Source organism: Gordonia sp. SCSIO 19800 (assembly GCF_018132775.1).
Lineage (GTDB): Bacteria > Actinomycetota > Actinomycetes > Mycobacteriales > Mycobacteriaceae > Gordonia > Gordonia hongkongensis.
This window is the reverse complement of the sequence record NZ_JAGRQM010000031.1, coordinates 20,145-42,470: the sequence shown is the minus strand read 5'-3', so window position 1 is coordinate 42,470 and position 22,326 is coordinate 20,145. Positions and strand designations below refer to the sequence as shown.

Annotated in this window: 19 protein-coding genes; 12 read left to right on the top strand and 7 right to left on the bottom strand. The window is 67.8% G+C overall.

Annotated elements, in window-relative coordinates; translation table 11 throughout:
* The first annotated feature begins 315 nt into the window (after positions 1 to 315).
* From KB201_RS22885 to KB201_RS22875, 3 genes are read left to right on the top strand one after another with little or no spacing between them, the layout of a single operon-like run.
* The gene (locus tag KB201_RS22885; RefSeq protein WP_058251845.1) at positions 316 to 1,215 is read left to right on the top strand and encodes an ABC transporter substrate-binding protein; all 900 of its coding nucleotides are present in this window, start codon (positions 316 to 318) and stop codon (positions 1,213 to 1,215) included.
* A gap of 1 nt (position 1,216) precedes the next feature.
* Positions 1,217 to 2,179: an amino acid ABC transporter permease gene (locus KB201_RS22880; protein ID WP_211540601.1), complete on the top strand. Its 963-nt coding sequence runs from the start codon at positions 1,217 to 1,219 to the stop codon at positions 2,177 to 2,179.
* Positions 2,176 to 2,982 carry an amino acid ABC transporter ATP-binding protein gene (locus tag KB201_RS22875; protein ID WP_272498183.1) on the top strand — a complete coding sequence of 269 codons (807 nt, stop codon included), beginning with the start codon at positions 2,176 to 2,178 and terminating at the stop codon, positions 2,980 to 2,982. Before KB201_RS22880 ends, KB201_RS22875 begins: the two co-directional genes overlap by 4 nt.
* 6 nt (positions 2,983 to 2,988) lie before the next feature.
* Here KB201_RS22875 and KB201_RS22870 read toward each other — a convergent pair whose 3' ends face one another.
* Complete coding sequence (locus tag KB201_RS22870; protein WP_068971358.1) at positions 2,989 to 3,852, bottom strand: class I SAM-dependent methyltransferase; 864 nt, start codon at positions 3,850 to 3,852, stop codon at positions 2,989 to 2,991.
* Positions 3,853 to 3,869: 17 nt separating this feature from the next.
* Between KB201_RS22870 and KB201_RS22865 the strand changes: the two genes are divergently transcribed.
* Entirely contained in the window at positions 3,870 to 6,884 is a 3,015-nt protein-coding gene (locus KB201_RS22865; RefSeq protein WP_249146359.1) for a BTAD domain-containing putative transcriptional regulator, read from the top strand.
* Here KB201_RS22865 and KB201_RS22860 read toward each other — a convergent pair.
* Both KB201_RS22860 and KB201_RS22855 read right to left on the bottom strand, forming a co-directional pair.
* Complete coding sequence (locus KB201_RS22860) at positions 6,834 to 7,931, bottom strand: trans-aconitate 2-methyltransferase (RefSeq protein ID WP_211540599.1); 1,098 nt, start codon at positions 7,929 to 7,931, stop codon at positions 6,834 to 6,836. The genes KB201_RS22865 and KB201_RS22860 overlap by 51 nt on opposite strands.
* A gap of 353 nt (positions 7,932 to 8,284) precedes the next feature.
* Positions 8,285 to 8,863 (bottom strand): 2'-5' RNA ligase family protein, encoded by a 579-nt coding sequence (locus KB201_RS22855; RefSeq protein WP_211540597.1) that lies wholly within the window; start codon positions 8,861 to 8,863, stop codon positions 8,285 to 8,287.
* A 225-nt stretch (positions 8,864 to 9,088) separates the two neighbouring features.
* Between KB201_RS22855 and rpsA the strand changes: the two genes are divergently transcribed.
* Positions 9,089 to 10,567 carry a 30S ribosomal protein S1 gene (rpsA, locus tag KB201_RS22850; protein ID WP_058251851.1) on the top strand — a complete coding sequence of 493 codons (1,479 nt, stop codon included), beginning with the start codon at positions 9,089 to 9,091 and terminating at the stop codon, positions 10,565 to 10,567.
* 79 nt (positions 10,568 to 10,646) lie between these two features.
* Here the strand turns inward: rpsA and KB201_RS22845 are convergent, their stop codons facing one another.
* Positions 10,647 to 11,246: an SWIM zinc finger family protein gene (locus KB201_RS22845; protein WP_211540595.1), complete on the bottom strand. Its 600-nt coding sequence runs from the start codon at positions 11,244 to 11,246 to the stop codon at positions 10,647 to 10,649.
* On the bottom strand, positions 11,243 to 12,703 hold the full coding sequence (locus KB201_RS22840) for a DEAD/DEAH box helicase (RefSeq protein ID WP_249146357.1): 1,461 nt from the start codon (positions 12,701 to 12,703) through the stop codon (positions 11,243 to 11,245). Before KB201_RS22840 ends, KB201_RS22845 begins: the two co-directional genes overlap by 4 nt.
* A gap of 369 nt (positions 12,704 to 13,072) precedes the next feature.
* Here KB201_RS22840 and KB201_RS22835 point away from each other — a divergent pair, with 369 nt between their 5' ends.
* The 4 genes from KB201_RS22835 to KB201_RS22820 all read left to right on the top strand — a co-directional run bounded on the left by KB201_RS22835 (position 13,073) and on the right by KB201_RS22820 (position 16,773).
* Positions 13,073 to 13,819 (top strand): TetR/AcrR family transcriptional regulator, encoded by a 747-nt coding sequence (locus KB201_RS22835; RefSeq protein WP_211540592.1) that lies wholly within the window; start codon positions 13,073 to 13,075, stop codon positions 13,817 to 13,819.
* Positions 13,820 to 13,909: 90 nt separating this feature from the next.
* A complete protein-coding gene (gene aztD / locus KB201_RS22830; RefSeq protein WP_211540590.1) occupies positions 13,910 to 15,142 on the top strand; it encodes a zinc metallochaperone AztD in 1,233 nt (410 codons plus the stop codon).
* 126 nt (positions 15,143 to 15,268) lie between these two features.
* Positions 15,269 to 16,165: a dephospho-CoA kinase gene (gene coaE / locus KB201_RS22825; protein ID WP_211540589.1), complete on the top strand. Its 897-nt coding sequence runs from the start codon at positions 15,269 to 15,271 to the stop codon at positions 16,163 to 16,165.
* Between the two features lie 137 nt (positions 16,166 to 16,302).
* Positions 16,303 to 16,773 (top strand): hypothetical protein, encoded by a 471-nt coding sequence (locus KB201_RS22820; RefSeq protein WP_065632416.1) that lies wholly within the window; start codon positions 16,303 to 16,305, stop codon positions 16,771 to 16,773.
* Here KB201_RS22820 and KB201_RS22815 read toward each other — a convergent pair.
* On the bottom strand, positions 16,759 to 17,367 hold the full coding sequence (locus KB201_RS22815) for a DUF402 domain-containing protein (protein ID WP_065632394.1): 609 nt from the start codon (positions 17,365 to 17,367) through the stop codon (positions 16,759 to 16,761). The two genes, KB201_RS22820 and KB201_RS22815, sit on opposite strands and share 15 nt — an antisense overlap.
* A 94-nt stretch (positions 17,368 to 17,461) precedes the next feature.
* On the opposite strand from KB201_RS22815, the gene KB201_RS22810 reads away from it, so the two are divergent.
* The 3 genes from KB201_RS22810 to KB201_RS22800 all read left to right on the top strand — a co-directional run bounded on the left by KB201_RS22810 (position 17,462) and on the right by KB201_RS22800 (position 20,917).
* Positions 17,462 to 18,127 (top strand): hypothetical protein, encoded by a 666-nt coding sequence (locus KB201_RS22810; protein ID WP_211540588.1) that lies wholly within the window; start codon positions 17,462 to 17,464, stop codon positions 18,125 to 18,127.
* Between the two features lie 20 nt (positions 18,128 to 18,147).
* Positions 18,148 to 20,304 carry an excinuclease ABC subunit UvrB gene (uvrB, locus tag KB201_RS22805; protein WP_058251857.1) on the top strand — a complete coding sequence of 719 codons (2,157 nt, stop codon included), beginning with the start codon at positions 18,148 to 18,150 and terminating at the stop codon, positions 20,302 to 20,304.
* Between the two features lie 169 nt (positions 20,305 to 20,473).
* The gene (locus tag KB201_RS22800) at positions 20,474 to 20,917 is read left to right on the top strand and encodes a universal stress protein (RefSeq protein ID WP_058251858.1); all 444 of its coding nucleotides are present in this window, start codon (positions 20,474 to 20,476) and stop codon (positions 20,915 to 20,917) included.
* Positions 20,918 to 20,964: 47 nt separating this feature from the next.
* On the opposite strand, the gene KB201_RS22795 is transcribed toward KB201_RS22800, so the two are convergent.
* Complete coding sequence (locus tag KB201_RS22795) at positions 20,965 to 21,882, bottom strand: hydroxymethylglutaryl-CoA lyase (RefSeq protein WP_211540604.1); 918 nt, start codon at positions 21,880 to 21,882, stop codon at positions 20,965 to 20,967.
* Between the last annotated feature and the right edge of the window lie 444 nt (positions 21,883 to 22,326).

Below are 22,326 nucleotides of genomic sequence, written 5' to 3'. Positions count from 1 at the left end.
CCACCCCCGGCGCGAACCAAGCTCGAATGAAGGCTGTTGGGTAGCAACCCGTTTGAACGCTAGGTAGAGCCCGCGCCCGGCACGACCCCGGCCCGCTCGAACCCACCCACACACCCATCCCGACAGGCCACCGGCCGCCGGGCCACACCCCCACGCCCACACCCATCACAGGACCCCATTGACACAACCCTCATAGGCTGCTCAGGGAGCAGGTGGTGAGGCGCTCGCTACACGCGTGAACGGTGGGTGGCGAGCCGGGGTGCGGCGGGCGAACTACAGTGAGTTGGTGCGATCGGCCGGACGAAGGGTAGTGGTGTGACGCGGGTGGCTCGTTGGCTCGGCGTCCTGCTCGCCGTCCTGGTCGTCGTGACCGGATGCGTGGACAACGAAGCGCGGGAGCGCGCCGGTCAGGTCGTCCCGATCGACGTCGACGTCGAGGCCGTGCCGGAGATCGCGGCGCTGGTCCCACCGGAGATCGCGCGCACCGGACGCCTGATCGTCGGGGTCAACATCCCGTACCAGCCGAATGAGTTCAAGGACGCGTCGGGAAAGATCATCGGCTATGACGTCGACCTGATGAACGCCGTCGGCAAGGTGCTCGGACTCGTACCCGATTACAAGGAGTCCCAGTTCGACACCATCATCCCCTCGGTGCAGGCCGGGACCTACCAGCTGGGGATGTCGTCGTTCACCGACACCATCGAGCGCGAGAAGCAGGTCGACTTCGTGACCTACTACAGCGCGGGCGTGCAGTGGGCGCAGGCGAGCGACAACGACGACGAGATCGACCCCGACAACGCCTGCGGCCTCCGAGTCGCGGTGCAGACAACCACCTACGAGGACACCGACGAGGTTCCCGCCAAGAGCGCGGCGTGCGTCGCTGCGGGCAAACCGGCGATCGACAAGGTCCGGTTCGACAGCCAGGACGAGGCCGTCAACGCACTGATCCTGGGTCGGGTTGACGCGATGTCGGCCGACTCACCGGTCACGGCCTACGCGATCAAACGCACCGACGACCGGCTGAAGCCCGCCGGTGGGGTCTTCGATTCCGCGCCGTACGGGTGGCCGGTGCGGAAGGGCTCACCGCTCGCGCCCGCACTGCAGCGGGCCGTGCAGTACCTGATGGACAACGGACAGTACGAAGAGATCGCGGCCAACTGGGGCCTCGAGGAGGGCATGATCGATGTCTCCGTCATCAACGGCGCGGTGAGCTGACATGACGTCACCGCACAGCACCGCCGCGTCACCGCCGGGCGAACCCGAACCGATCGAGGCGGTTCCGCTCCGTCGTCCCGGACAGTGGGTCGCGGCGGTGATCATCATCGTGTTGGGCGCACTGTTCGTCTACGGTGCCGCCACCAACGAGGCCTACAGCTGGGGCACGTACGGCAACTATCTCTTCGACTCGCGAATCCTGTCGGGGGTCGGTTACACGCTCGCTTTGACCCTGCTGTCGATGACCATCGCCATCGTGCTCGGCGTCGTCCTCGCGATCATGCGGTTGAGCCCGAACCCGGTGTTGCGCGGCACATCGTGGGTGTATCTGTGGATCTTCCGCGGCACCCCCGTGTATGTGCAGCTGGTCTTCTGGGGCCTGTTCCCGGCGATCTACAAGCAGATCGACCTCGGCATACCGTTCGTGCACCAGTTCGTGTCGCTCGACATCCAGACGCTCAACGCCGCGTTCCTCTTCGCGGTCATCGGACTCGGCCTGAACGAGGCCGCGTACATGGCCGAGATCGTCCGCGCGGGTGTGTCCTCGGTCGGTGAGGGGCAGACCGAGGCGTCGGTGGCACTGGGTATGTCGTGGGCGCAGACCATGCGACGAACGGTGCTGCCCCAGGCCATGCGGGTGATCATCCCGCCCACCGGCAACGAGCTGATCAGCATGCTCAAGACCACGAGCCTGGTGGCGGCGGTGCCGCTCACCCTCGACCTCTACGGACGTCAGCGGGACATCTCGGGCGTGATCTTCGAGCCGATCCCGCTGCTTCTCGTCGCGTCCACGTGGTACCTCGTCATCACCAGTGTCCTGATGGTGGGCCAGTACTACGTGGAGCGCTACTACGCGAAGGGCGCGACCCGGCAGCTCACGGCGCGGCAACTCAAGACGATGGCCGACGGCGCGGCCACGGCGCCCGGCGGCGCCGCCGGGCCGGCAGGGGGAGAGAAGGCATGAGTCCCGCAGAAGACACGGCCGCACCGGCCGCCGGCGGATCGCCGCCGCCGATGGTGGTGGCCGACCGGGTCTGCAAGAGCTTCGGTTCGGTCCAGGTCCTCAAGGGGATCTCGCTGGAGGTGGCGCGCGGCGAGGTGCTGTGTCTCATCGGTCCGTCGGGATCGGGGAAGTCCACGTTTCTCCGCTGTGTGAACCACCTCGAAGTCGTCAACGCCGGCCGGCTCTACGTCGACGGTGATCTGATCGGCTACCGGGAACGCAACGGCAAGCTCCACGAGATGAGTGCCAAGGACGCGGCGACCCAGCGACGCGACATCGGCATGGTGTTCCAGCATTTCAATCTGTTCCCGCACCGCACGGCCCTCGAGAACGTGATCGAGGCGCCGATGCAGGTGAAGCGTCAGTCGCGTTCGGAGGCGGTCGACAAAGCCCGCTACCTGCTGGACCGGGTCGGCCTGTCCGACCGGGCCGACGCCTATCCGGCCCAGCTGTCGGGTGGCCAGCAGCAGCGTGTCGCCATCGCGCGTGCGCTCGCGATGGACCCCAAACTCATGTTGTTCGACGAACCCACCTCGGCGCTCGACCCCGAACTCGTCGGCGATGTACTGAAGGTGATGCGTGAGCTGGCTGCGTCGGGCATGACCATGCTGGTCGTCACGCACGAGATGGGTTTTGCCCGGGAGGTCGCCGACCAGCTCGTGTTCATGGACGGCGGCGTCGTCGTGGAGAAGGGGAACCCTCGTCAGGTCCTCGCCGATCCGAGAGAACAGCGCACCCGGGAGTTCTTGTCGAAGCTGCTGTGAGCGCCGCTAGTCGGGCTTGTGGCTGCAGAAGATGGCTGTTCCCGGGAAGTAGCTGCCGCGCAACGGGCTCCATTGCCCCCAGGTGCGGTCGAAACCGTCCGGCCACTCGGGTTCGATGATGTCGTCGAGAACGAACCCGGCGGCCCGGAGTTCGCGAACACGGTCACCGATGGTGCGGTGGTGCTCGACGTAGGTCAACGTTCCGTCGGCATCGGTCTCGGTGTACGGCGTGCGGTTGAAATAGGGGATCCGTACGGTCAGGCCCTCCGGCCCGGGATCGTCGAGGAACATCCAGCGCATCGGGTGGTTGACGGCGAAAACCCAACGCCCCCCGGGTTTCAGGACTCGTGCGACCTCGCTCATCACGCCGGCCGAGTCGGCGACGAACGGTACCGCGCCGAAGGCCGAACACGCGGCGTCGAACGACGCGGACGCGAAGGGCAGGGTCTCGGCGGTCGCCTGGACGAGCGGGACACGCACGCCTTCCGCCGCCATCGCGTCGAGTCCGATGCCCAGCATCCGCCGCGACAGGTCGACGCCGACTGCGCGCGCGCCGTGCGCGGCCAGCCATCGGGCGCAGGGCGCCGAACCGCAGCCGATCTCGAGGATGTCCTGGTCCTCGATGTCCCCCAGGAGCCGAACATCGGCCTCGCGTAGACCCTCCGGACACCACACGAAATCTCCGCCCGCGGCATGGGCACCGAGGAAGTCGCCGTGCTCGACGTGATAGTTCTCCGCGTCGTGATCCCACCACCACCGGCTGGCACGGTCACTGGTCGCGGAGTCGACCTCGCCGAGGATCCTCGGGGGACGGCTCGACCCCGGGCCGTTCGATGTGGTTTGTTCGGATTCCGCCTGGTTGGGGGACATCCTGCGATGATAAGGCCATGGTCTGTCTCACTCTGCTGGGTCCGGTGGACACACCGGATGACGCGGGTGTGTCCCGACCGCAGTTCGGCACCCCTCGCCTCCGCTGTCTGCTCGCCGCCCTGGCATTGCGCGCGAATGCGGTGGCCGATGTGGACTGGCTGACCGACATCCTGTGGGCCGACGCGCCGCCGGCCACCCCGGAGTCGGCCCTGCACAACCTCGTCTTCCGACTACGAACCACCTTGCGGCGACGTCAGGTCGACGGCCGTCTGCGAGTCGTCACGACCGCGCCCGGGTACACGCTCCTCGTCGATCGGACCGATGTCGACGCACTGCTCTTCGACGACACCGTGGCACGGGCCGTCGCCGTCGTGGATGTGGAGCCCCAGCTGGCTGTCGATCTGCTCGACCAGGCCGAGAGTCTGTGGCATGGAACGCCATACGGCGAGTTCGCCGACTGTGCCTGGGCGCAGCCGGAGGTCGGGGCGCTCCTCGAACGGCGTGTCCTGGCCGCGGAGACAGCTGCCGATGCCCTGGTCACCCTCGGCCGTCCGGAAGACGCCTATGTCCGGTTGCTGCCCTTCGCCGATGATCATCCCTATCGCGAGGGGCTCCACCTCAGGGTCATGGCGGCGTTGTGGCGGACGGATCGCGCGGCCGAGGCGCTCGATGCCTACCAACGGTTGCATCGACGCCTCGCGGAGGACCTCGGCACGGACCCGGCCCCGTCGGTCCGCGAACTGCATGCCCGCATCCTCGACGGGGCCCCGCCGCCGCGCCGCGTCCGCGGGGATCGGCGGCCGGCCGGAACAGGCGCGGTACCACATACCGAAATCGGCGCGGCGAGCCATGATTCGGGCCAGCTGATAGGCCGGGATGCCGACCTGACGGGCCTGACGGCAACCGTGCGGGGACGCGGGGTCTTCACGGTCCTCGGCCCCGGTGGTGTCGGCAAGACGGCGCTAGTCCGGCACCATGTCCGGTCGGCGAGTGACCGTCCCGTCTGGTTCGCCGAACTGGCAGCGGTCGCGAGCCGCGACGCGGTGGTGCACCTGGTGGCTTCGGCGACGGGCCTGTCGATGCGTCGCGATGTCGCGGCCCTGGACGCAGTCACCGGCGCGCTGACCGGTCGACGCGGACTGCTCGTGCTCGACAATTGTGAGCACGTCCTCGAGGCAGCGGTCGAACTCGTTGTCGCGCTGCAGGATCGGTGCCCAGATGTCACGGTGCTCGCGACCTCGCGGGTGCCGCTGGGAATTGCCGCCGAACAGATCATCTCCCTTGATCCACTTCCGGTGCCGGACGTGGATGCGGCGCCCGCCGCCATCGAGTCGTCGGATGCCGTCCGGCTGTTCTGTGTCCGTGCCCGGGCACGCGATCCACGCTTCGAGCTGAACGAAGCAACGGCGCCGGCGATCGCGGAGATCTGCCGACGGCTCGACGGCCTGCCGCTCGGCGTCGAGCTCGCGGCGACGAAGGCGCGCGCGATACCGCCGGCAGTGCTCGTCGACCGACTGCACTGGCGTTTCCGGGTCCTGCGCGGTCCGCGCGGGATCGCGCCCCGGCACCGGAGCCTGCACGCACTCGTCGACTGGTCCTATGGACTGCTGAGCGACTCGGCGCGTGGTCTGTTCGACGTCCTCAGCATCTTCCCCTCCCGGTTCGGACTCGACGATGCGGAGTTCCTGGCCGCGGCGACGGGAGTGCTGGACCGCGAAGACGTGGCCGATGCGATGGCCGAACTGGTCGACGCGTGCATGGTGTCGGTCGATCCGGGGGGCTACCTCCTCTTGGAGACGTTGCGTGCCTTCGGTATCGATGCACTGGCGAGTCGGGACGCCCTCGACGGTGCGCGGTGTGCGCACACCGCGTGGGTCGCGGATTGGCTCGGTCCGTTGGGGTGCGAGGTCTACGGTCGCGGACACCTCGACGCCGCGCGCCTGATCGATGAACGGCTCGATGACGTGCGGCAGGCGATCGACCATGCGAGTGTTCACGATCCCGCTCTCGCCGACACGATCCTGCAGGGGTCGATCCCCTTCCTCGAACTGACCATGAGTCCGGAGGTCACCGCATGGGCGCGGATGCTCATCGACCGTCACGACGACTCGTCGCTCGGGTCCGCGGTGTGGGCGGTGTCGGCCGGCGGTGCCCGCTTCGATGGCGACCTGCCGACCGCGCGGCGGTGCACGCGCCGGGGCCTCGACGCCGGCCCAGACCCGTCGGTCCGCGTCTACCTCCACATGATGCTCGTGGACATCGGCCTGTTTCAGGGGGATCTCGACACTGCGCTCGACGACGCGCGGACGTTCCGCGAACTCGCACTGGCGGCCGGGATGCCGGGGGCGGCGCACATGGCCGACATCAGTGCACTGCTCATCCGCGCCTACCGCGGCGAGGACGCGTACCCGGCTGCGCGGTCCCTCGAGATCGCCTGTGCCACAGCGGGTGAAGACGTTGTCGCGGCCTGGTGTCGCTACGTGTCCGGCGAGTGTCTGCTCGACGCCGATCCCGGGCGGGCGCGGCAACTCCTCGAGGGTGCCATCGAGTCCGCGCGCCGGCACGGTGACCGGTATCTGCTCGGGGTGGCGATGGCGTCGCGGGCGTCGATCGAGGCCCGTTCCGGCGCAACCGACGCCGCCGCCCGGTCGTACGTGGAGGTGCTCGAGCATTTTCGGCAAGCGGGAAACTGGACGAATCAGTGGGTGACCCTGCGCTCTGTGATCGACGTCCTGGTCGATCTCGGGCGGTGCGAACAGGCCGCTCTGATCCTCGGTGCCACCCGGCGAGCACACGAGGTGGCCGGGTCCGATCCGTTCGGGAACGACGTCGGGCGACTTGGTTCCGTCGAGAATCGAATCCGAGCCGCGCTGGGCGAGGCGGTGACGGACGATCTCGTCGCGACCGGTGCCGCCACGGCTCCGTCCGATGTCGTCGACGTCGCCGTCACCTCGTTGCGGGCCGGGCGCGCACCGGCGGGGTCAGGTCGTCAGCTCGTAGAAGCGGAAGAAGCTGAAGTCCTCGATGGGTAGGACCGTCACGCCCGCGTAACCCGCGTCGTGCGCGTACCGACGCAGCGTCGACGGTCGGAACACCGTGCCGGTGGCCGCGGACGGTGGTGAACTCATCGAGTCCGGCAGACACACCAGCAACGAGAACCCGTACATGATCTTGTCGAGATCGTCTGCGGGACCGTCGAACTCGTCGGATACGGCTTCGTCCATGACGATCAGCGAAGCTCCGGGCGCCAGTGCGCGCCGGACCGCGGCGAGGACCTCGACCGGCCGCGGCATGTCGTGTAGGCACTCGAACGCGAAGGCGGCGTCGAACGGGGCGTGCGCCGCGGCCTCGTCGCCGTCGGCGACGAGGAACGTCACGCGGTCGGTGACACCCGCCGCCTCGGCATGCGCACGGGCCATCCGTACCGACGCCTCGTCGACGTCGAGCCCGATGAAGGTGGCCTCCGGGTAGGCCCGCGCGAGTGCGATGGTCGAGTGGCCCGCTCCGAACCCGACGTCGGCGATCCGCGCCCCGGGCCGGGACAACCGCTCGTGCAGGGCTTCGACACCCGCCAGCGCGGGCGCGAGGCGTGCGTCGAACCAGGGCCGGTTGAGATCGGCCTGGCACTCTCGCGCGTCGGCGCCCAGGGTTTCCCAGCTCACGCCCCCACCGTTCCGGTAGGCATCGAGCAACTCCGGCAGATGGCGTGCCGACGCTGCGAACATGCGGGGGAGGGCGCCGAGGTACGACAGGCTGGTGGTGTCGGTGAGTACCTCGGCGACGCCCGGCGAGATCGCGAAGGTGTGCGGCCGGGTGGTCAGGTCCGCGTCGAGAATGCCGAAGGCGCTCTGCATCTCCAGCCATTCCCGGGCATAGCGTGCGTTGGTGTCGGTTCGTTCGGCCAACCCGTCGGCGGTGAGGGGTCCCGATTCGGCCAGGCATCGGTACCACCCGAGGCGCTCGCCGAGGTACACGCTCATGGTCTCGGCGGCGGCGAGCGTCGAACCGAAGAGTCGTTCGGCGAACTCGTCGGCGCTCGGTGCTGGTCGGTCGGTGGAGGATCTCAGTGTTTCGGTCATGCCCAGATCATCGGGCCGTGGGCTCTCAAGTCACTCTCATCGTGATCTCGGAGTTCTTCACCCGGTGCCGGTGGGACGCGCTCGTCGCCGTGGCGACGACGTGGGTCACAACCTTCGACGACCCCGGGTCCGAAGACCCTGCTTGGGTAACCTGAGCGCCGTGGGCGACCAGACTTGCCGATGCGGTCACGACCGATCGGCTCACGAGCACTACCGGACGGGTACGGATTGCGCGCTCTGCGGCGAGCGGTCCTGCCCGCGGTTCCGTCCGGACTCCCGGCTTCGTCGGCTACTCGGCGCGTTGCCGGGCCGACGGGGGAACGGCGGCTCCTCCGTCTGACTCCGCAGCGCGATCAGCAGGCCCGCCCCGCGAGCACGACGTCGGTTCCCGCATCTGGGTCCCAGCGTCGCAGTGCGGTGAACTCGCCGACGATCTCGGCGCGTATGTCGAGGATGTCGAAGGCGCGGACGAGCTGTTCGGCGTCCATCCGCCGCGCGAGGGTGACGTGCGGGGTCCACTGCCCGGGAGTGGTGTGCGCGAACGGCATTCGGCGACCATCGGTCGAGGCTGTCGCCGTGTCGGCCGGCTCGGGGTCGACGAACTCGGCGGACAGCCGCGAGACCTGGGCGTGGACCGACAGTAGTTCGCTCGACGGCACCACGAGCCGCGCGAGCGTGGATCGTCGGCCACCGCCGAAGACGATCGGAGCGCCGAGCCGCATGCCCACCGGCAGACGCATGGCGACCGCGGCCAGTGCCGGATCGGCGTTCCCGTCGATCCGGGACGCGGCCACCAGCGTCACGTGTGGCCGATTCGTCGGCGACGCGACGCGACTCTGATGGGGGAGTCCGGCTGCGGCGAGGGCGTCCCATTCGGCCCGAACCTGCTGGTCGGACGAGTCGTCGAGGAGGAGTTCGAGTGAGTGCGCCACGTGGGGATCGTCTCATTTTCCGCCGGGCCGCACGTCCTGGCGGCCTCGTGCGACGAGCCATTTGCCCAGCACAATGCCGCTGGAGTAGGCTTCTACACGCGCGTGTGCCCGATGACGCGCGGTTCGCACCTGCCCTGACCGGTGACAGGCCGGTCCAGGTGGTGTCGATCAACAGAGCTTTGCAGAATCGTACCTACTACACACCTGTCCGGAGCAACTCAACATATGTCGTCCCCCACGATCACCTCGCCGCAAGTAGCCGTCAATGACATCGGCACTGCCGAGGACTTTCTCGCCGCCATCGACTCCACGATCAAGTACTTCAACGATGGCGACATCGTGGAAGGCACCATCGTCAAGGTCGATCGGGACGAGGTTCTGCTCGACATCGGTTACAAGACCGAAGGCGTCATCCCTTCTCGCGAACTGTCGATCAAGCACGACGTCGACCCCAATGAGGTCGTCAACGTCGGTGACGAGGTCGAAGCCCTGGTCCTCACCAAGGAGGACAAAGAAGGCCGTCTGATCCTCTCCAAGAAGCGTGCGCAGTACGAGCGGGCTTGGGGCACCATCGAGGAGCTCAAGGAGAAGGACGAGGCCGTCAAGGGCACCGTCATCGAGGTCGTCAAGGGCGGCCTGATCCTGGACATCGGCCTGCGCGGCTTCCTCCCGGCATCGCTCGTGGAGATGCGCCGCGTCCGCGATCTGCAGCCGTACATCGGCAAGGAGATCGAGGCCAAGATCATCGAACTCGACAAGAACCGCAACAACGTGGTCCTGTCGCGTCGCGCATGGCTCGAGCAGACCCAGTCCGAGGTCCGCAGCGAGTTCCTGCACCAGCTGCAGAAGGGCCAGGTCCGCAAGGGCGTCGTGTCCTCGATCGTCAACTTCGGTGCGTTCGTCGATCTCGGCGGCGTCGACGGTCTGGTCCACGTCTCCGAGCTGTCCTGGAAGCACATCGATCACCCGTCCGAGGTCGTCGCCGTCGGCGACGAGGTCACCGTCGAGGTCCTCGACGTCGATCTGGACCGCGAGCGTGTGTCGCTGTCGCTCAAGGCAACTCAGGAAGATCCCTGGCGCCAGTTCGCCCGCACCCACGCCATCGGCCAGATCGTGCCGGGCAAGGTCACGAAGCTGGTGCCGTTCGGTGCGTTCGTCCGGGTCGACGAGGGCATCGAGGGTCTGGTCCACATCTCCGAGCTGGCCGAGCGCCACGTCGAGGTGCCGGATCAGGTCGTCGCCGTCGGTGACGACGCGATGGTCAAGGTCATCGACATCGACCTGGAGCGTCGTCGGATCTCGCTGAGCCTGAAGCAGGCCAACGAGGACTACACCGAGGAGTTCGACCCCTCGAAGTACGGCATGGCCGACAGCTACGACGAGCAGGGCAACTACATCTTCCCCGAGGGCTTCGACGCCGAGACCAACGAGTGGCTCGAAGGCTTCGAGAAGCAGCGTGAGGCATGGGAGGCCCGGTACGCCGAGGCCGAGCGTCGCCACAAGATGCACACCGCCCAGATGGAGAAGTTCGCCGCTGCTGCCGCAGAGGCCGCCAACGCCCCGACCGACTACTCGTCGGCGTCGGAGAGCCGCGGCGGATCGTCGTCGAGCAGCAGCTCGACCGGCGGATCGTCGGCCGGCGGTTCGCTGGCCAGCGACGAGCAGCTCGCCGCACTGCGTGAGAAGCTGTCGGGCAACGCCTGACACGCCTCGCTCACCGAGCACCATGAAGAAGCCCTCCCGGGAAAACCGGGAGGGCTTCTCTCGTTCTCACACTCGGCGGTCAGTCGGGCGGCCCGGTCCGACGCCCCGTACTCCAATAATCGCGGGCGTCGAAGGTCGTCAGAGCCGCCCACCGCAGCGGCATCCGGCTCGGTGGTCCATCCGGGTGGTCCGCGCCACCGGCGACTCCGCTGAGCCGTGCCTCGAAGTCGCGTAGGCGGAGGGCCAGCGAGGGCTCTCGATCGACGGCCGCGGCGAGGGCATAAAGCGTGGCGAGGATGTGCAGGCACCGGTCGCCGCGGGCGCGGCAGGAGCAGTCGGCGACCTCGAGAACCGGTGACGACCACGACGCCGCTTCGATGAGGCGACGATGCATGTAGTCGGTCGGTTCGGTGGACTCGCCGAGCACCTCCCGCAGCGTCGTCGCGGTGGCCGGGGACATGGCATCGAACTCGAGGTGTGCCATCGACGCCTCGCCGCCACGCTGCACCAGACCGCTGACCGAACGTCCGTCGACGGTGAGCGTGACGCCGCCGTTGCGGGCGACACTGCGGGCTCGTGGCGCCGAGGCGTTGGGGCCACGCGCCGAGATCGGCTCGGCGAGCCGGACGATCTCGGCGCCCCAGCGGGTGAACCCGAATTCGGCAGGAGTGCTGGTCATCGCGCCTCCCGGTGACGCCGCAGGATGTCCATCAACCGTTGGTCGTCGAGGCCGGTCAGCTCGGTGAGAGCGGACGTGTCGTCCGCGTGCGCGCCGAGCACGGACTTGCGCCGGTGCAGGCGATCGATGTGCTCTTCGAGGGATGTGGCCGAGGTCAAGGTGGTGATCGTGACGGGACGTTCCTGGCCGATTCGGTGCACGCGGTCGGACGCCTGGGCCTCGACCGCCGGATTCCACCAGCGGTCGAAGTGGATGACGTCGCAGGCGCGCGTGAGGGTGAGTCCGACGCCGCCGGCTTTGAGGCTCATGACCATCAGACCGGGGCCATCGCCCGACTGGAAGGCGGCGACGAGTTCGTCGCGACGGCTCGCCGAGAGACCGCCGTGGAAGAACGGTGCGTCGACCGCCAGTTGTTCGGCGAAGTGCCGGACGAGGAGTTCACCGGTTTCCCGGTACTGGGTGAAGACGAGCGTGGGGGAGCCGGTACGCAGGTTGTCGCCGAGGATCTCCGTGCACACGTCGAGCTTGCCCGAGCGTCCCGCGAGCACCCGGGTGTCGCCGGTGACGAGGCCGGGATGGTTGCAGATCTGCTTGAGCCGGGTGAGTGTGGCGAGAATCCGTCCGTGTCGTTCGAATCCGTCGCCGAAGCCGGTGTCTTCCACGCGCGCGAGGTGAGCGTCGTAGAGCTGCGCCTGTTCGTCGGTCAGATCGACGAGCACCGGATTGGCGATCTTCGGCGGCAGCGCCGACGCCACGCGGGACTTGGTGCGCGCCAACATCACCGGCGCGACCGCCACCCGAAGTCGTCGCAGCGCGCCGGCGTCGCCGTCGTCGACGGCTTTGGTGAAGCGCCGCCGGAACACCGCCCGGTGAGGAAACAGTGCGGGCGCGACGACCCGGAGAATCGCCCAGAGGTCGTCGAGACTGTTCTCGATGGGAGTGCCGGTCAACGCGACGTGAGCCCGGGCGCCGACGGTGCGCGCCGCGCGTGACACCTGGGTGCGCGGGTTCTTCAGGGCCTGCGCCTCGTCGAACACGGCTGTGGCCCAGTCGAATCGACGGACATCGGCGATGCTCAGTCGCAGTCTCGCGTAGGAGATCACGGTGATCGAACCGGGCCCGTCCGGCGCATGCTCGAGGGGGCCGGTGTACACGTTCAGATCAGGCGCGAAGCGGGCCACCTCGTGACTCCAATTGGTCACGAGGCTGGTCGGGCAGACGACCAGCTGTGGTCCCTTGTGCGCCCGAAGCGTCAGCAGTCCGATCGCCTGGACGGTCTTGCCCAGTCCCATCTCGTCGGCCAGCACGGCACCGCCGGTGACCTCCGCGGTCCGGGCCAGCCAGGCGATACCGCGAATCTGATACGGCCGCAGGTGGGCTCGCAGAGTGTCTCGCAGTATGTCCTCGGCGGCGAGACACTCCTGCAGCGCTGTACGGGCGAAGTCCGCAGTCGTCATCGCCGTACCGGTGGGATCGATCTCGGCGTGTGCGGCGAGCGGCAGCGGTGTCGCGGAGTCGCCGGCGAGTGTGCGTCGCCACGCTTCGACCGACTCCGCGACTCGGCTCGGATCACCCTGGTCGCACGCGGCCAGGAGTGCCGGGGGGTCGACGAGTTCGCAGCGGACGTCGCGAACGACGAGGTCGCGGCCGTCAGGGACCGCGAGACGGCAGCTGTCCGATAGGTTCCCGGCGTCGGATTGGTGGGAAGACCAGAGCGCGAACTGGTGCAGGTCCGGCAGATACGTGGCCTGAGTGGGCAGCGGACACTCCTCTTGGTACGGTGTACGGGATTATTACTCGGTACACCGTACGGGAAAGGCGTCACTGTGTCGACCTCAGATGATGCACGCACGCTGGTCCGACTGCTCTGGCGAGCCGAGGCCGGAGACGTCGGCCCGCGGCGGGGGCCGCGGCAGCGGGTATCGGTCGACGACATCGTGACGGCGGCGATCGACCTCGCGGACGAGCGCGGGCTCGCTGCGGTCTCGATGCGCGCCCTGGCCGCCGAACTGGGCGTCGGGCCGATGAGTCTGTACACCTACGTGCCGACGCGTGATGTGCTGGTGGCGCTCATGATCGATCACGTGACGGCACGGACTCCGATGCCCGGGCCGGCGCCGACCGTCGTCGAGTCCCTGGCGGAAGTCGCGCGCGCACTGCGTGCCGAGTGTCTCGACCACCCATGGCTGCTGGCGACCTCGCCGTGGCGCCAGGTGCTGGGCCCGCACCGTCTGGCCCGGTACGAGCGGCAGCTCGAATTGCTCGAGTCGACCGACATCTCGGATGTGCAGCGAGACCACATCATCGCACTGCTCGGTGCCTTCGTGGCCGGCAACGCCCGCGAGGCGGTCGGGGAGCGGACGGCCGCCGAGGAATCCGGGATGAGCGACGCGCGATGGTGGGAGATCGTCGGTCCTGAACTCGCGGCGGTCATCCCCGATGGTGCGTACCCCCTGTCGGATCGGGTCGGCAGTGCGGTCGGAGAGATCCATCAGGCGCCCGGCGCCCCCGACGACGCCTTCGAATTCGGACTCGCCTGCGTGCTCGACGGGTTGCGGCCAATGCTGTCCTGATGCCGGGGGTTCGTGAGGAGCGGCCGTTGCGGGCCGTCACCATCCCATGCGTTGTTGACAATGATTTTCATATCCATGTTCACTGTTCGGGTGTTTGCACAACGGACAAAACTGACCCGCTCTCTCGCGTTTCTCACCGCCGCGTCGTTCGCGCTCGTCGCCTGCGGGAGCGAGCATTCGAGCGAATCCGCGCCCGCCTCCAGCTCGGCCGCGGCCGTCGAGCAGCAGAGCGCCACGCCGCGCCTCGCGCTCAGCTACGACGGCGGCATCCTGGTCCTCGACGCGGAGTCGTTGGAGCAGGTCGCCGACCTCCCGATCGACGGCTTCATCCGACTCAACAGCGCCGACAACGGCCGTAATGTGTTCGTCTCGGAGTCGGACGGGTTCCGGGTTCTCGACATGGGTACCTGGACGCGTCAACACGGCGACCATGGTCACTACTACACGACGACACCGGCCCTCACCGACATGACGTTCGGCGGTGAAGAGCCGGGACACGTTGTGCCGCACGACTCCCGGATCGCCCTCTTCACCGACGGCACGGGCCAGGTCGACATCGTCGAGCCCGCCGAGCTCCTGCGCGGGAACCCGGCGTCGACCTCGTTCACACTTCCCGAGCCGCATCACGGGGTCGCGGTGTTCCGTGAGGACGGCACGGTCGTCGTCACCGTCGGAAACGAGGACTCGCGCAGCGGGATTGCAATTCTCGACCCCGAGCGCAAGGAGATCGTGCGCAACGACCAGTGCCCGGGCGTGCACGGTGAGGCCGCCGGCGCCGACGGAGTCCTCGCTTTCGGTTGCGAGGACGGACTGCTCATCGTGAACGGGAACGACATCCGCAAGGTCGAGAGCCCCGACGAGTACGGCCGCATCGGCAACCAGGCCGGCAGCGAGGAGTCCCCGATCATCCTCGGTGACTACAAGTCCGATCCGGACGCCGAACTCGAACGGCCGACCCGGTTCTCGCTCACCGACACCCGCACCGGTCAGCTCCGGCTCGTCGACCTCGGCACCTCCTACAGCTTCCGGTCCATCGAGCGCGGTCCCGGCGGGTCCGCCGTGATCCTGGGAACCGACGGTGCCCTACACGTCTTCGACGCCAACACGGCCGCGAAGACCGCCACGATCCCCGCCATCGGCGCATGGACCGAACCCGACGAGTGGCAGTCCCCGATGCCGAACGTCGTGGTGCAGGAGGGCATCGCCTACGTCAGTGACCCGGCGGCCAAGAAGATCGTCGCCGTCGATCTGAACAAGAACGAGAAGGTCGGCGAGGCGGACCTGCCGCACGAGACCATCGAACTGGCGGCCGTCACCGGCTGATCCATCAACCCGAGGAGACCTCGTCTCGACGTCGTGACCCGCTGAGGGTCATCGCGCGAGACGGGGTCTCTCGTGTCTGCGGGGGCCTTCCAACGTGTCGCAGACGGATTTGTCAGACTGGTGGGCGTGATCAGGCTTGGGCTGACCGGTGGCATCGGGGCCGGCAAATCGACTGTGGCAAAGACGTTCGTCGAGCGGGGCGCATACATCATCGACGCGGACAAGGTCGCCCGGGAGGTGGTCGAGCCGGGATCCGAGGGTCTGGCTGCGCTCGTCGAGGCGTTCGGTCCGGACATCCTGGCCGCCGACGGGAGTCTCGATCGTCCGGCTCTCGCGGCGAAGGCCTTCGTCGACGACGAGTCGAGGCTGACGCTCAACGGCATCACCCACCCGCTCATCGGGGCGCGGACTCAGGCCATGCTCGACGACGCACCGGCCGACGCAATTGTGGTGCAAGACATCCCGCTGCTGGTCGAGAACCACACGGCGCCGTTCTTCCATCTGGTCGTGATCGTGTTCGCCGAGGCCGACGTGCGGTTGCACCGGCTGACGACCATGCGGGGTGTTGCCGAGGCCGATGCCCGTGCCCGCATCGCCGCGCAGGCGACCGACGAGCAGCGTCGTGCCGTGGCCGACGTATGGCTGGACAACTCGGGCGCCCCCGAGGAACTGGCGGCATCGGCCGCCCGGGTCTGGGACGAGCGCCTCGTGCCGCTCGAGTTGAACGTCCGCGAGCGTCGCGTCGCCGAGTCGGTGCCCGGACTCGTGGCAGCAGAACCGAATCCCAATGGTCCGTCCGCGCGTCTGGTGAACCGATTGTGGGCGCTCGCCGGCGAACTGGCCACCGCGGTCGACATCGTCGACCCGGCGACGGTCGAGTTGCGGGTGACCGCACGTGACGCCGGCGCCGCGGAGGGCTTGGCGGATCGTCTCGCCGACGGTGGATTCGCACCGGCCGGACCGGATCAGTACGGGTCGTGTGACCCGGGGCGGCCGGCCACGGTGCGGGTCGTGACACGCTGACCGGCGGTTGGCACAAAAACTGACTACAAACGTTACCAAAATCGGCACATGCTGCCCCGTCCGCTGCTAACTTGTGAGTCGCACGCCCCCGCGGTGGGGGTGGTCGCTGAGGACGAAGCCCAGGAGTGGAGCACAGCATGGTCGGTCGGGGAAGTCGGAGTCGCGCGCGGATTGCCAGTGGCGCAATAGCTTTCGGTGCAGTTGCGTGCGCAAGCGTGGCGCTGGCCGCGCCGGCGGAGGCGGCGCTGCAGGGCATCGCGGTGGACACTCTTCCGGGTTACGGCTCGTCGGCCAACGGCTCGTTCAACTACGGGGTGTACGGCGCGGGATGTTCCTACACACTGTCGGTTCTCGTCAGCGATCCGCGTTCGGCGAAGTCGAATCTGAAGGTCACCCTGGTGGGCGCCGGGCGCACGGTCACGATCTACGACCAGAAGCCCACGAGTGTCGAGATCCGGCCCAAGTGGCGGCCGTCGACGCCGGGCCGCTACCTGCTGAAGGCGACCCTCGACGGAGTCGAGAAGTCGAGGGCGGTCACGGTGGGCACCGGCGTCCAGCTCCCGGACTTCATCCGTAACGGATCCTGTTTCGTGCTACCGACGTACTGATCTACCGGCCTGGCCATGGCGACGGTGGTCGTGGTCGCGAAAGGCCACCGCGCCACCCGCCGCGGCGTCGAGCCAGGCCTGTATGTCGTTGCCGTGTTCCGCCGCACCGACGAGTGCACGCGTGGCGATCTCGACGGCTTCGACGCACTGCGCGGTGTCGAGCAAACCGTCACGGTGGGCCTCGAGCAGCTCGTCGGTGTCGAGCAGCAGGGGAGGGGTGCCCGGCACGTCGACGAGATCGAGGTACCAGTCCTCGGCATGCCACCGGCCGTCGTCGTCGGGGCCGGCGAACCGGCCCACATCCAGGTACAGGCGCTGCCCTTCGCGGTAGCCGCCCTGGTAGTGGAAGATGTTGGCGCGCAACCCCAAAGCGGGTAGCAGCCATGACTCCAGGTGGTCGAATCTGGGGTGCCCGGGAGCGTGGCGCGACATGTACAGCCCGAAGTCGGTGACGCGATACTCCTCGACCTCCCGGACGAATCCCTTGTTGTCGGTGTTCGTCATCGCCGGGACGTCGAAGACCTCGCGTTTCGGCGGGTGCAGCGGGTGCGGTGCTGACCCGGGGTCGGCGGTGCGCCCGCCATCGCTCGTCATGCTCTGAATCTAGACAGCCTCACCGACGATCTCAGGGTGAAAGCCCGAGTTCTCACCGATGCGTCCGACCGCCGGTCCGCGGGATGGTCGGAACATGAGGACTTTCGTCGCCGAACGGGGCCGTGCTGTGGCCCGCGAACGAATCACAGCGCGGCCGACCGTCAAGCGCGCACGGCACGTGCTGTTGTGGATACACGTGCTCTCGTCGGTCTGTTGGATGAGCCAGGCGCTCGCGATGGCGGTTCTGATGCTGAGTCCCGGGGACGGGGGCGCGGTCGCCGCGCACGTCCTCGACACCACGGTCCTGGTGGTCTCTGCCAATGTGTCCGCGATGTCGGGATTCCTGTTGTCCGCCACGACGCCGTGGGGCTTCTTCCTCCACTGGTGGGTCCTCGTGAAGTTCGCGATCACGGTGAGCCAGCTCGTCGTCGGGATCGCGGTGCTCTCACCAGCTCTCGACTCGGCGGCGCGCGCCCGCGAAGTCGCGTCGGCCGGCCTGCTCGCGTCGACGGTCCTGATGGCCACGTTGATCGCGTTCCAGGGCTGGCTGTCGATCGCGAAACCGTGGTCGCGCGTGCCGCGCCGGTCCCGCGGCACGGCGCCGGTTCCGGGCCCGGCGGTCCGGGTCGCGGCACCCGTCGCGGTCCTCGCCGACGTCGGAGTGTTCGTCGTCGTCGGCCAGCCGATCCCGCTGTGCTCGGCGGTCGTGCTCGTCGCCGCGCTCGTCGGACGCCGGTCCGCGGGAACATCGATGTCATAGGTCGCGTTTACCCTGGCACTATGGCTTTTGCAGCAGAACGCCCCGTCATCGCGCACTCGGAGTTCCGGCCGGTCGGCGAGATCGAGCGGACCGATGCCCGCCTGCAGGTCGTCAGCGAGTACGAACCGGCCGGCGACCAGCCCGCCGCCATCGAAGACCTCACCCGCCGGATCAAGGCCGGGGAGAAGGACATCGTCCTCCTCGGCGCGACCGGCACCGGAAAGTCGGCGACCACGGCCTGGCTCATCGAGCAGGTCCAGCGCCCGACGCTCGTGATGGCGCCGAACAAGACGCTCGCGGCGCAGCTCGCGAACGAACTGCGCGAGATGCTGCCCAACAACGCCGTCGAGTACTTCGTCTCGTACTACGACTACTACCAACCCGAGGCGTACATCGCGCAGACCGACACCTACATCGAGAAGGACTCGTCGATCAACGACGACGTCGAGCGCCTACGTCACTCGGCGACGTCGAGCCTGCTGTCGCGACGCGACGTGGTCGTCGTCGCCTCGGTGTCCTGCATCTACGGCCTCGGTACGCCGCAGTCCTATCTCGACCGGTCCGTCGAGATCGAGGTCGGTCAGGAGATCGATCGAGACGCCCTGCTGCGTCTGCTCGTCGACGTCCAGTACACGCGCAACGACATGTCGTTCACCCGCGGCAGCTTCCGGGTGCGCGGGGACACGGTCGAGATCATCCCGTCCTATGAGGAACTGGCTGTGCGCATCGAGTTCTTCGGCGACGAGGTCGAGTCGCTGTACTTCCTGCATCCGCTGACCGGTGACGTCGTGCGCCAGGTCGACTCGCTGCGCATCTTCCCGGCCACCCATTATGTTGCCGGGCCCGAGCGCATGGAGAAGGCGATGGCGAGCATCGAGCGCGAGCTCGAGGAACGACTCGCCGAGCTGGAGGGCAAGGGCAAGCTGCTGGAGGCCCAGCGTCTTCGCATGCGCACCACCTACGACCTCGAGATGATGCGTCAGGTCGGGTTCTGCTCGGGCATCGAGAACTACTCGCGCCACATCGACGGTCGAGCCGCGGGGAGCGCGCCGGCCACGCTCATCGACTACTTCCCGGACGACTTCCTCCTCGTCATCGACGAGTCGCACGTGACGGTGCCCCAGATCGGCGGCATGTACGAGGGCGACATGTCGCGCAAGCGCAACCTCGTCGAGTACGGATTCCGATTGCCTTCGGCGGTCGACAACCGACCGCTCACATGGGACGAGTTCGTCGACCGCATCGGACAGACCGTGTATCTGTCCGCGACTCCCGGGCCGTACGAACTGGGCCAGTCCAACGGCGAGTTCGTCGAACAGGTGATCCGTCCGACGGGACTCGTGGACCCGCAGGTCGTGGTGAAGCCCACCAAGGGCCAGATCGACGATCTGGTCCACGAGATCCGTGAGCGAACCGATCGCGACGAGCGCGTCCTGGTGACCACCCTGACCAAGAAGATGGCCGAAGATCTCACCGATTACCTGCTCGAACTCGGTATCCGCGTCCGGTACCTGCACTCGGAGGTCGACACCCTGCGTCGTGTCGAACTGCTCCGCCAGCTGCGCTCCGGTGACTACGACGTCCTGGTGGGCATCAACCTGCTCCGCGAGGGCCTCGACCTGCCCGAGGTCTCGCTCGTGGCGATTCTCGACGCCGACAAGGAGGGCTTCCTGCGGAGCACAACGTCGCTCATCCAGACGATCGGTCGCGCGGCCCGCAACGTGTCCGGCGAGGTCCACATGTATGCGGACAAGATCACCGATTCGATGCGCAACGCCATCGACGAGACCGAGCGGCGTCGGGAGAAGCAGATCGCGTACAACAAGGCGAACGGCATCGATCCGAAGCCGCTGCGCAAAAAGATCGCCGACATCCTGGACCAGGTCTACAAGGAAGCCGAGGACGAGGCCGTGGCGGTCGGTGGTTCCGGACGCAACTCCAGCCGCGGACGCCGCGCACAGGGTGAGGTGTCGAAGGCCGGTAGTTCGGGGGTCATCGAGAAGCGTGACGTGTCGATGATGCCCCGCGCCGAGCTCGCCGACCTCGTGTCGCAACTCACCGACCAGATGATGAGTGCTGCTCGGGATCTGCAGTTCGAACTCGCCGGACGACTCCGCGACGAGATCGCCGATCTGAAGAAGGAGATGCGAGGGATGGACGCGGCCGGGATCAAGTGACGTCCGTTCAGCGTGGCAGCGTCGGGTTCACGATGTGCCGATCACCACGAACGGGGGACAGACGCGCCCGTGGCACACTAATGTCCCCGTGCAGGACCCCTGCATTGTGGGTATACGCGATGACGCCTCGCTGATGGGCAGCGAGGCGAATTCATGTCGAGAGGTTGGGATGAGCTCTTACGAAACCGTCGTCGTCGGAACGGACGGCTCCGAGTCGTCGATGAAGGCTGTGGAGCGTGCGGGTGCACTCGCGGGCGACGCTCAGTTGGTGATCGCGTGCGCGTACTTCCCGAACGAGCGCGGAGCCGGCGACGCCGCGGATGTCCTGAAAGACGAGGCGTACCAGGTCACCGGATCGACGCCGACCGAGGAGATCCTGCGAACCGCGAAGGAACGGGCCACCAAGGCCGGTGCGTCGAACGTGGTGCAGCGCCCGGTCAAGGGTGCCCCGGTCGACGCCCTCCTGCAGTTGGTGAGCGACGTCAAGGCCGATCTTCTCGTCGTGGGCAATCGCGGCCTGAATTCGATCGCCGGCCGGCTCCTCGGATCGGTCCCCGCCGACGTGGCCCGCAAGTCGGCGTGCGACGTGCTGATCGTCCACACCACCGGATAGTCGGCGAAGGGTTTCCCACCGGTGCGTTCGCACCGATGGGGTCCCGCTCAGATGTCCCCGTCTCCGCGGACGGCCGGAAATGCTCCGGCACGTCCGATGAGTGCGGGGACATCCTTGTCGAGGGCACGGCCCAGCCACGCGGCGGCGTCGATCAGCCCCTGCATGTCGACACCCGTGATGACCTCGGACCGATCGAGTGCGTAGACGAGATCCTCGGACGCGATGTTGCCGGTCGCCGCGGGCGCGAACGGACACCCACCGAATCCGCCGACACTGGCGTCGATGGCGCCGGCACCCGAATCGAGCGCGGTGAGAGCATTCGCGTAACCGGTGTTCCGCGTGTTGTGGAAATGCCAGCGCTGTGGAATACCGGGCGCACGCTCCGCCGTGCGGGCGGCGAGATCGCGGACCTGCGCCGGGACCCCGACGCCGATCGTGTCGGCGAGAGCGATCTCGTCCGGGGCGGCCTGATCGGTCAACCGCGCCACGATGTCGGAGATCCGGCGCGGGTCGACCTCGCCCGTGAACGGGCAGCCGAACGCGACCGCGATGGTCACCGTCGTCGCGAGGCCGGCCGCGCGCGCGTCGCGCACCACGTCGACGGCCGCGGAAACGGTGTCCTCGACGCTGCAGCCCTGATTACGGCGGCTGAACGCCTCGGTGGCCACGACGACCGCGTTCACCTCGTCGACCGCGGAGGCGAGAGCGCGGTCGAGACCACGACGATTGAGGACGAGCCCGATATAGGAGACACCGTCCACGCGGGGCACCCCGGCCATGACCTCCTCGGCGCCGGCCATCTGCGGTACGCGTTTGGGGTTCACGAAACTCACCGCCTCGATCCGGCGCACGCCGGCGTCGACGGCCCGGGCGATGAACTCGATCTTCTCCTCGACGGAGAGCAGGGTCTGCTCGTTCTGCAACCCGTCCCGCGGGCCCACCTCGATCAACTGCACGTCTGACACCAGTCCGATCTTGCCTTGTCCGGCGCCGGGCGAAGCCATGTCCGAGATGTCGTTCTGCCCCGGTGTCGGTCGAACGACCGAATCCTACGGTCCCGGAACCACGCCAGACGGTACGAAAGTGACCAGTGTGGCTCCATCGCACTCGGGTGTTCCCATCTGTCACACCAGTTTTCGAAGTCGTCCGATCGTCGGGAACGGCCGGTCGTGCGGGATGTATCACTTTCCGAAGCGGATGCGATGTACCGCGTATGATTCGTTGCTGTTCGACGATCGCTGCGGGGGGACGCGGGGGCGTCATCGTCGAGCGACCCAATCGCCGAAACCGACGTCGGACGAGGCATGGATGACACTGTGTCCCACCGAGATGGGACTGGGGGAGACTGGCGCCCGGGGGCACCCCGCGCGCCTCGAGGGGCGGATCTACTGGAGCTGACCGCGGCCCAA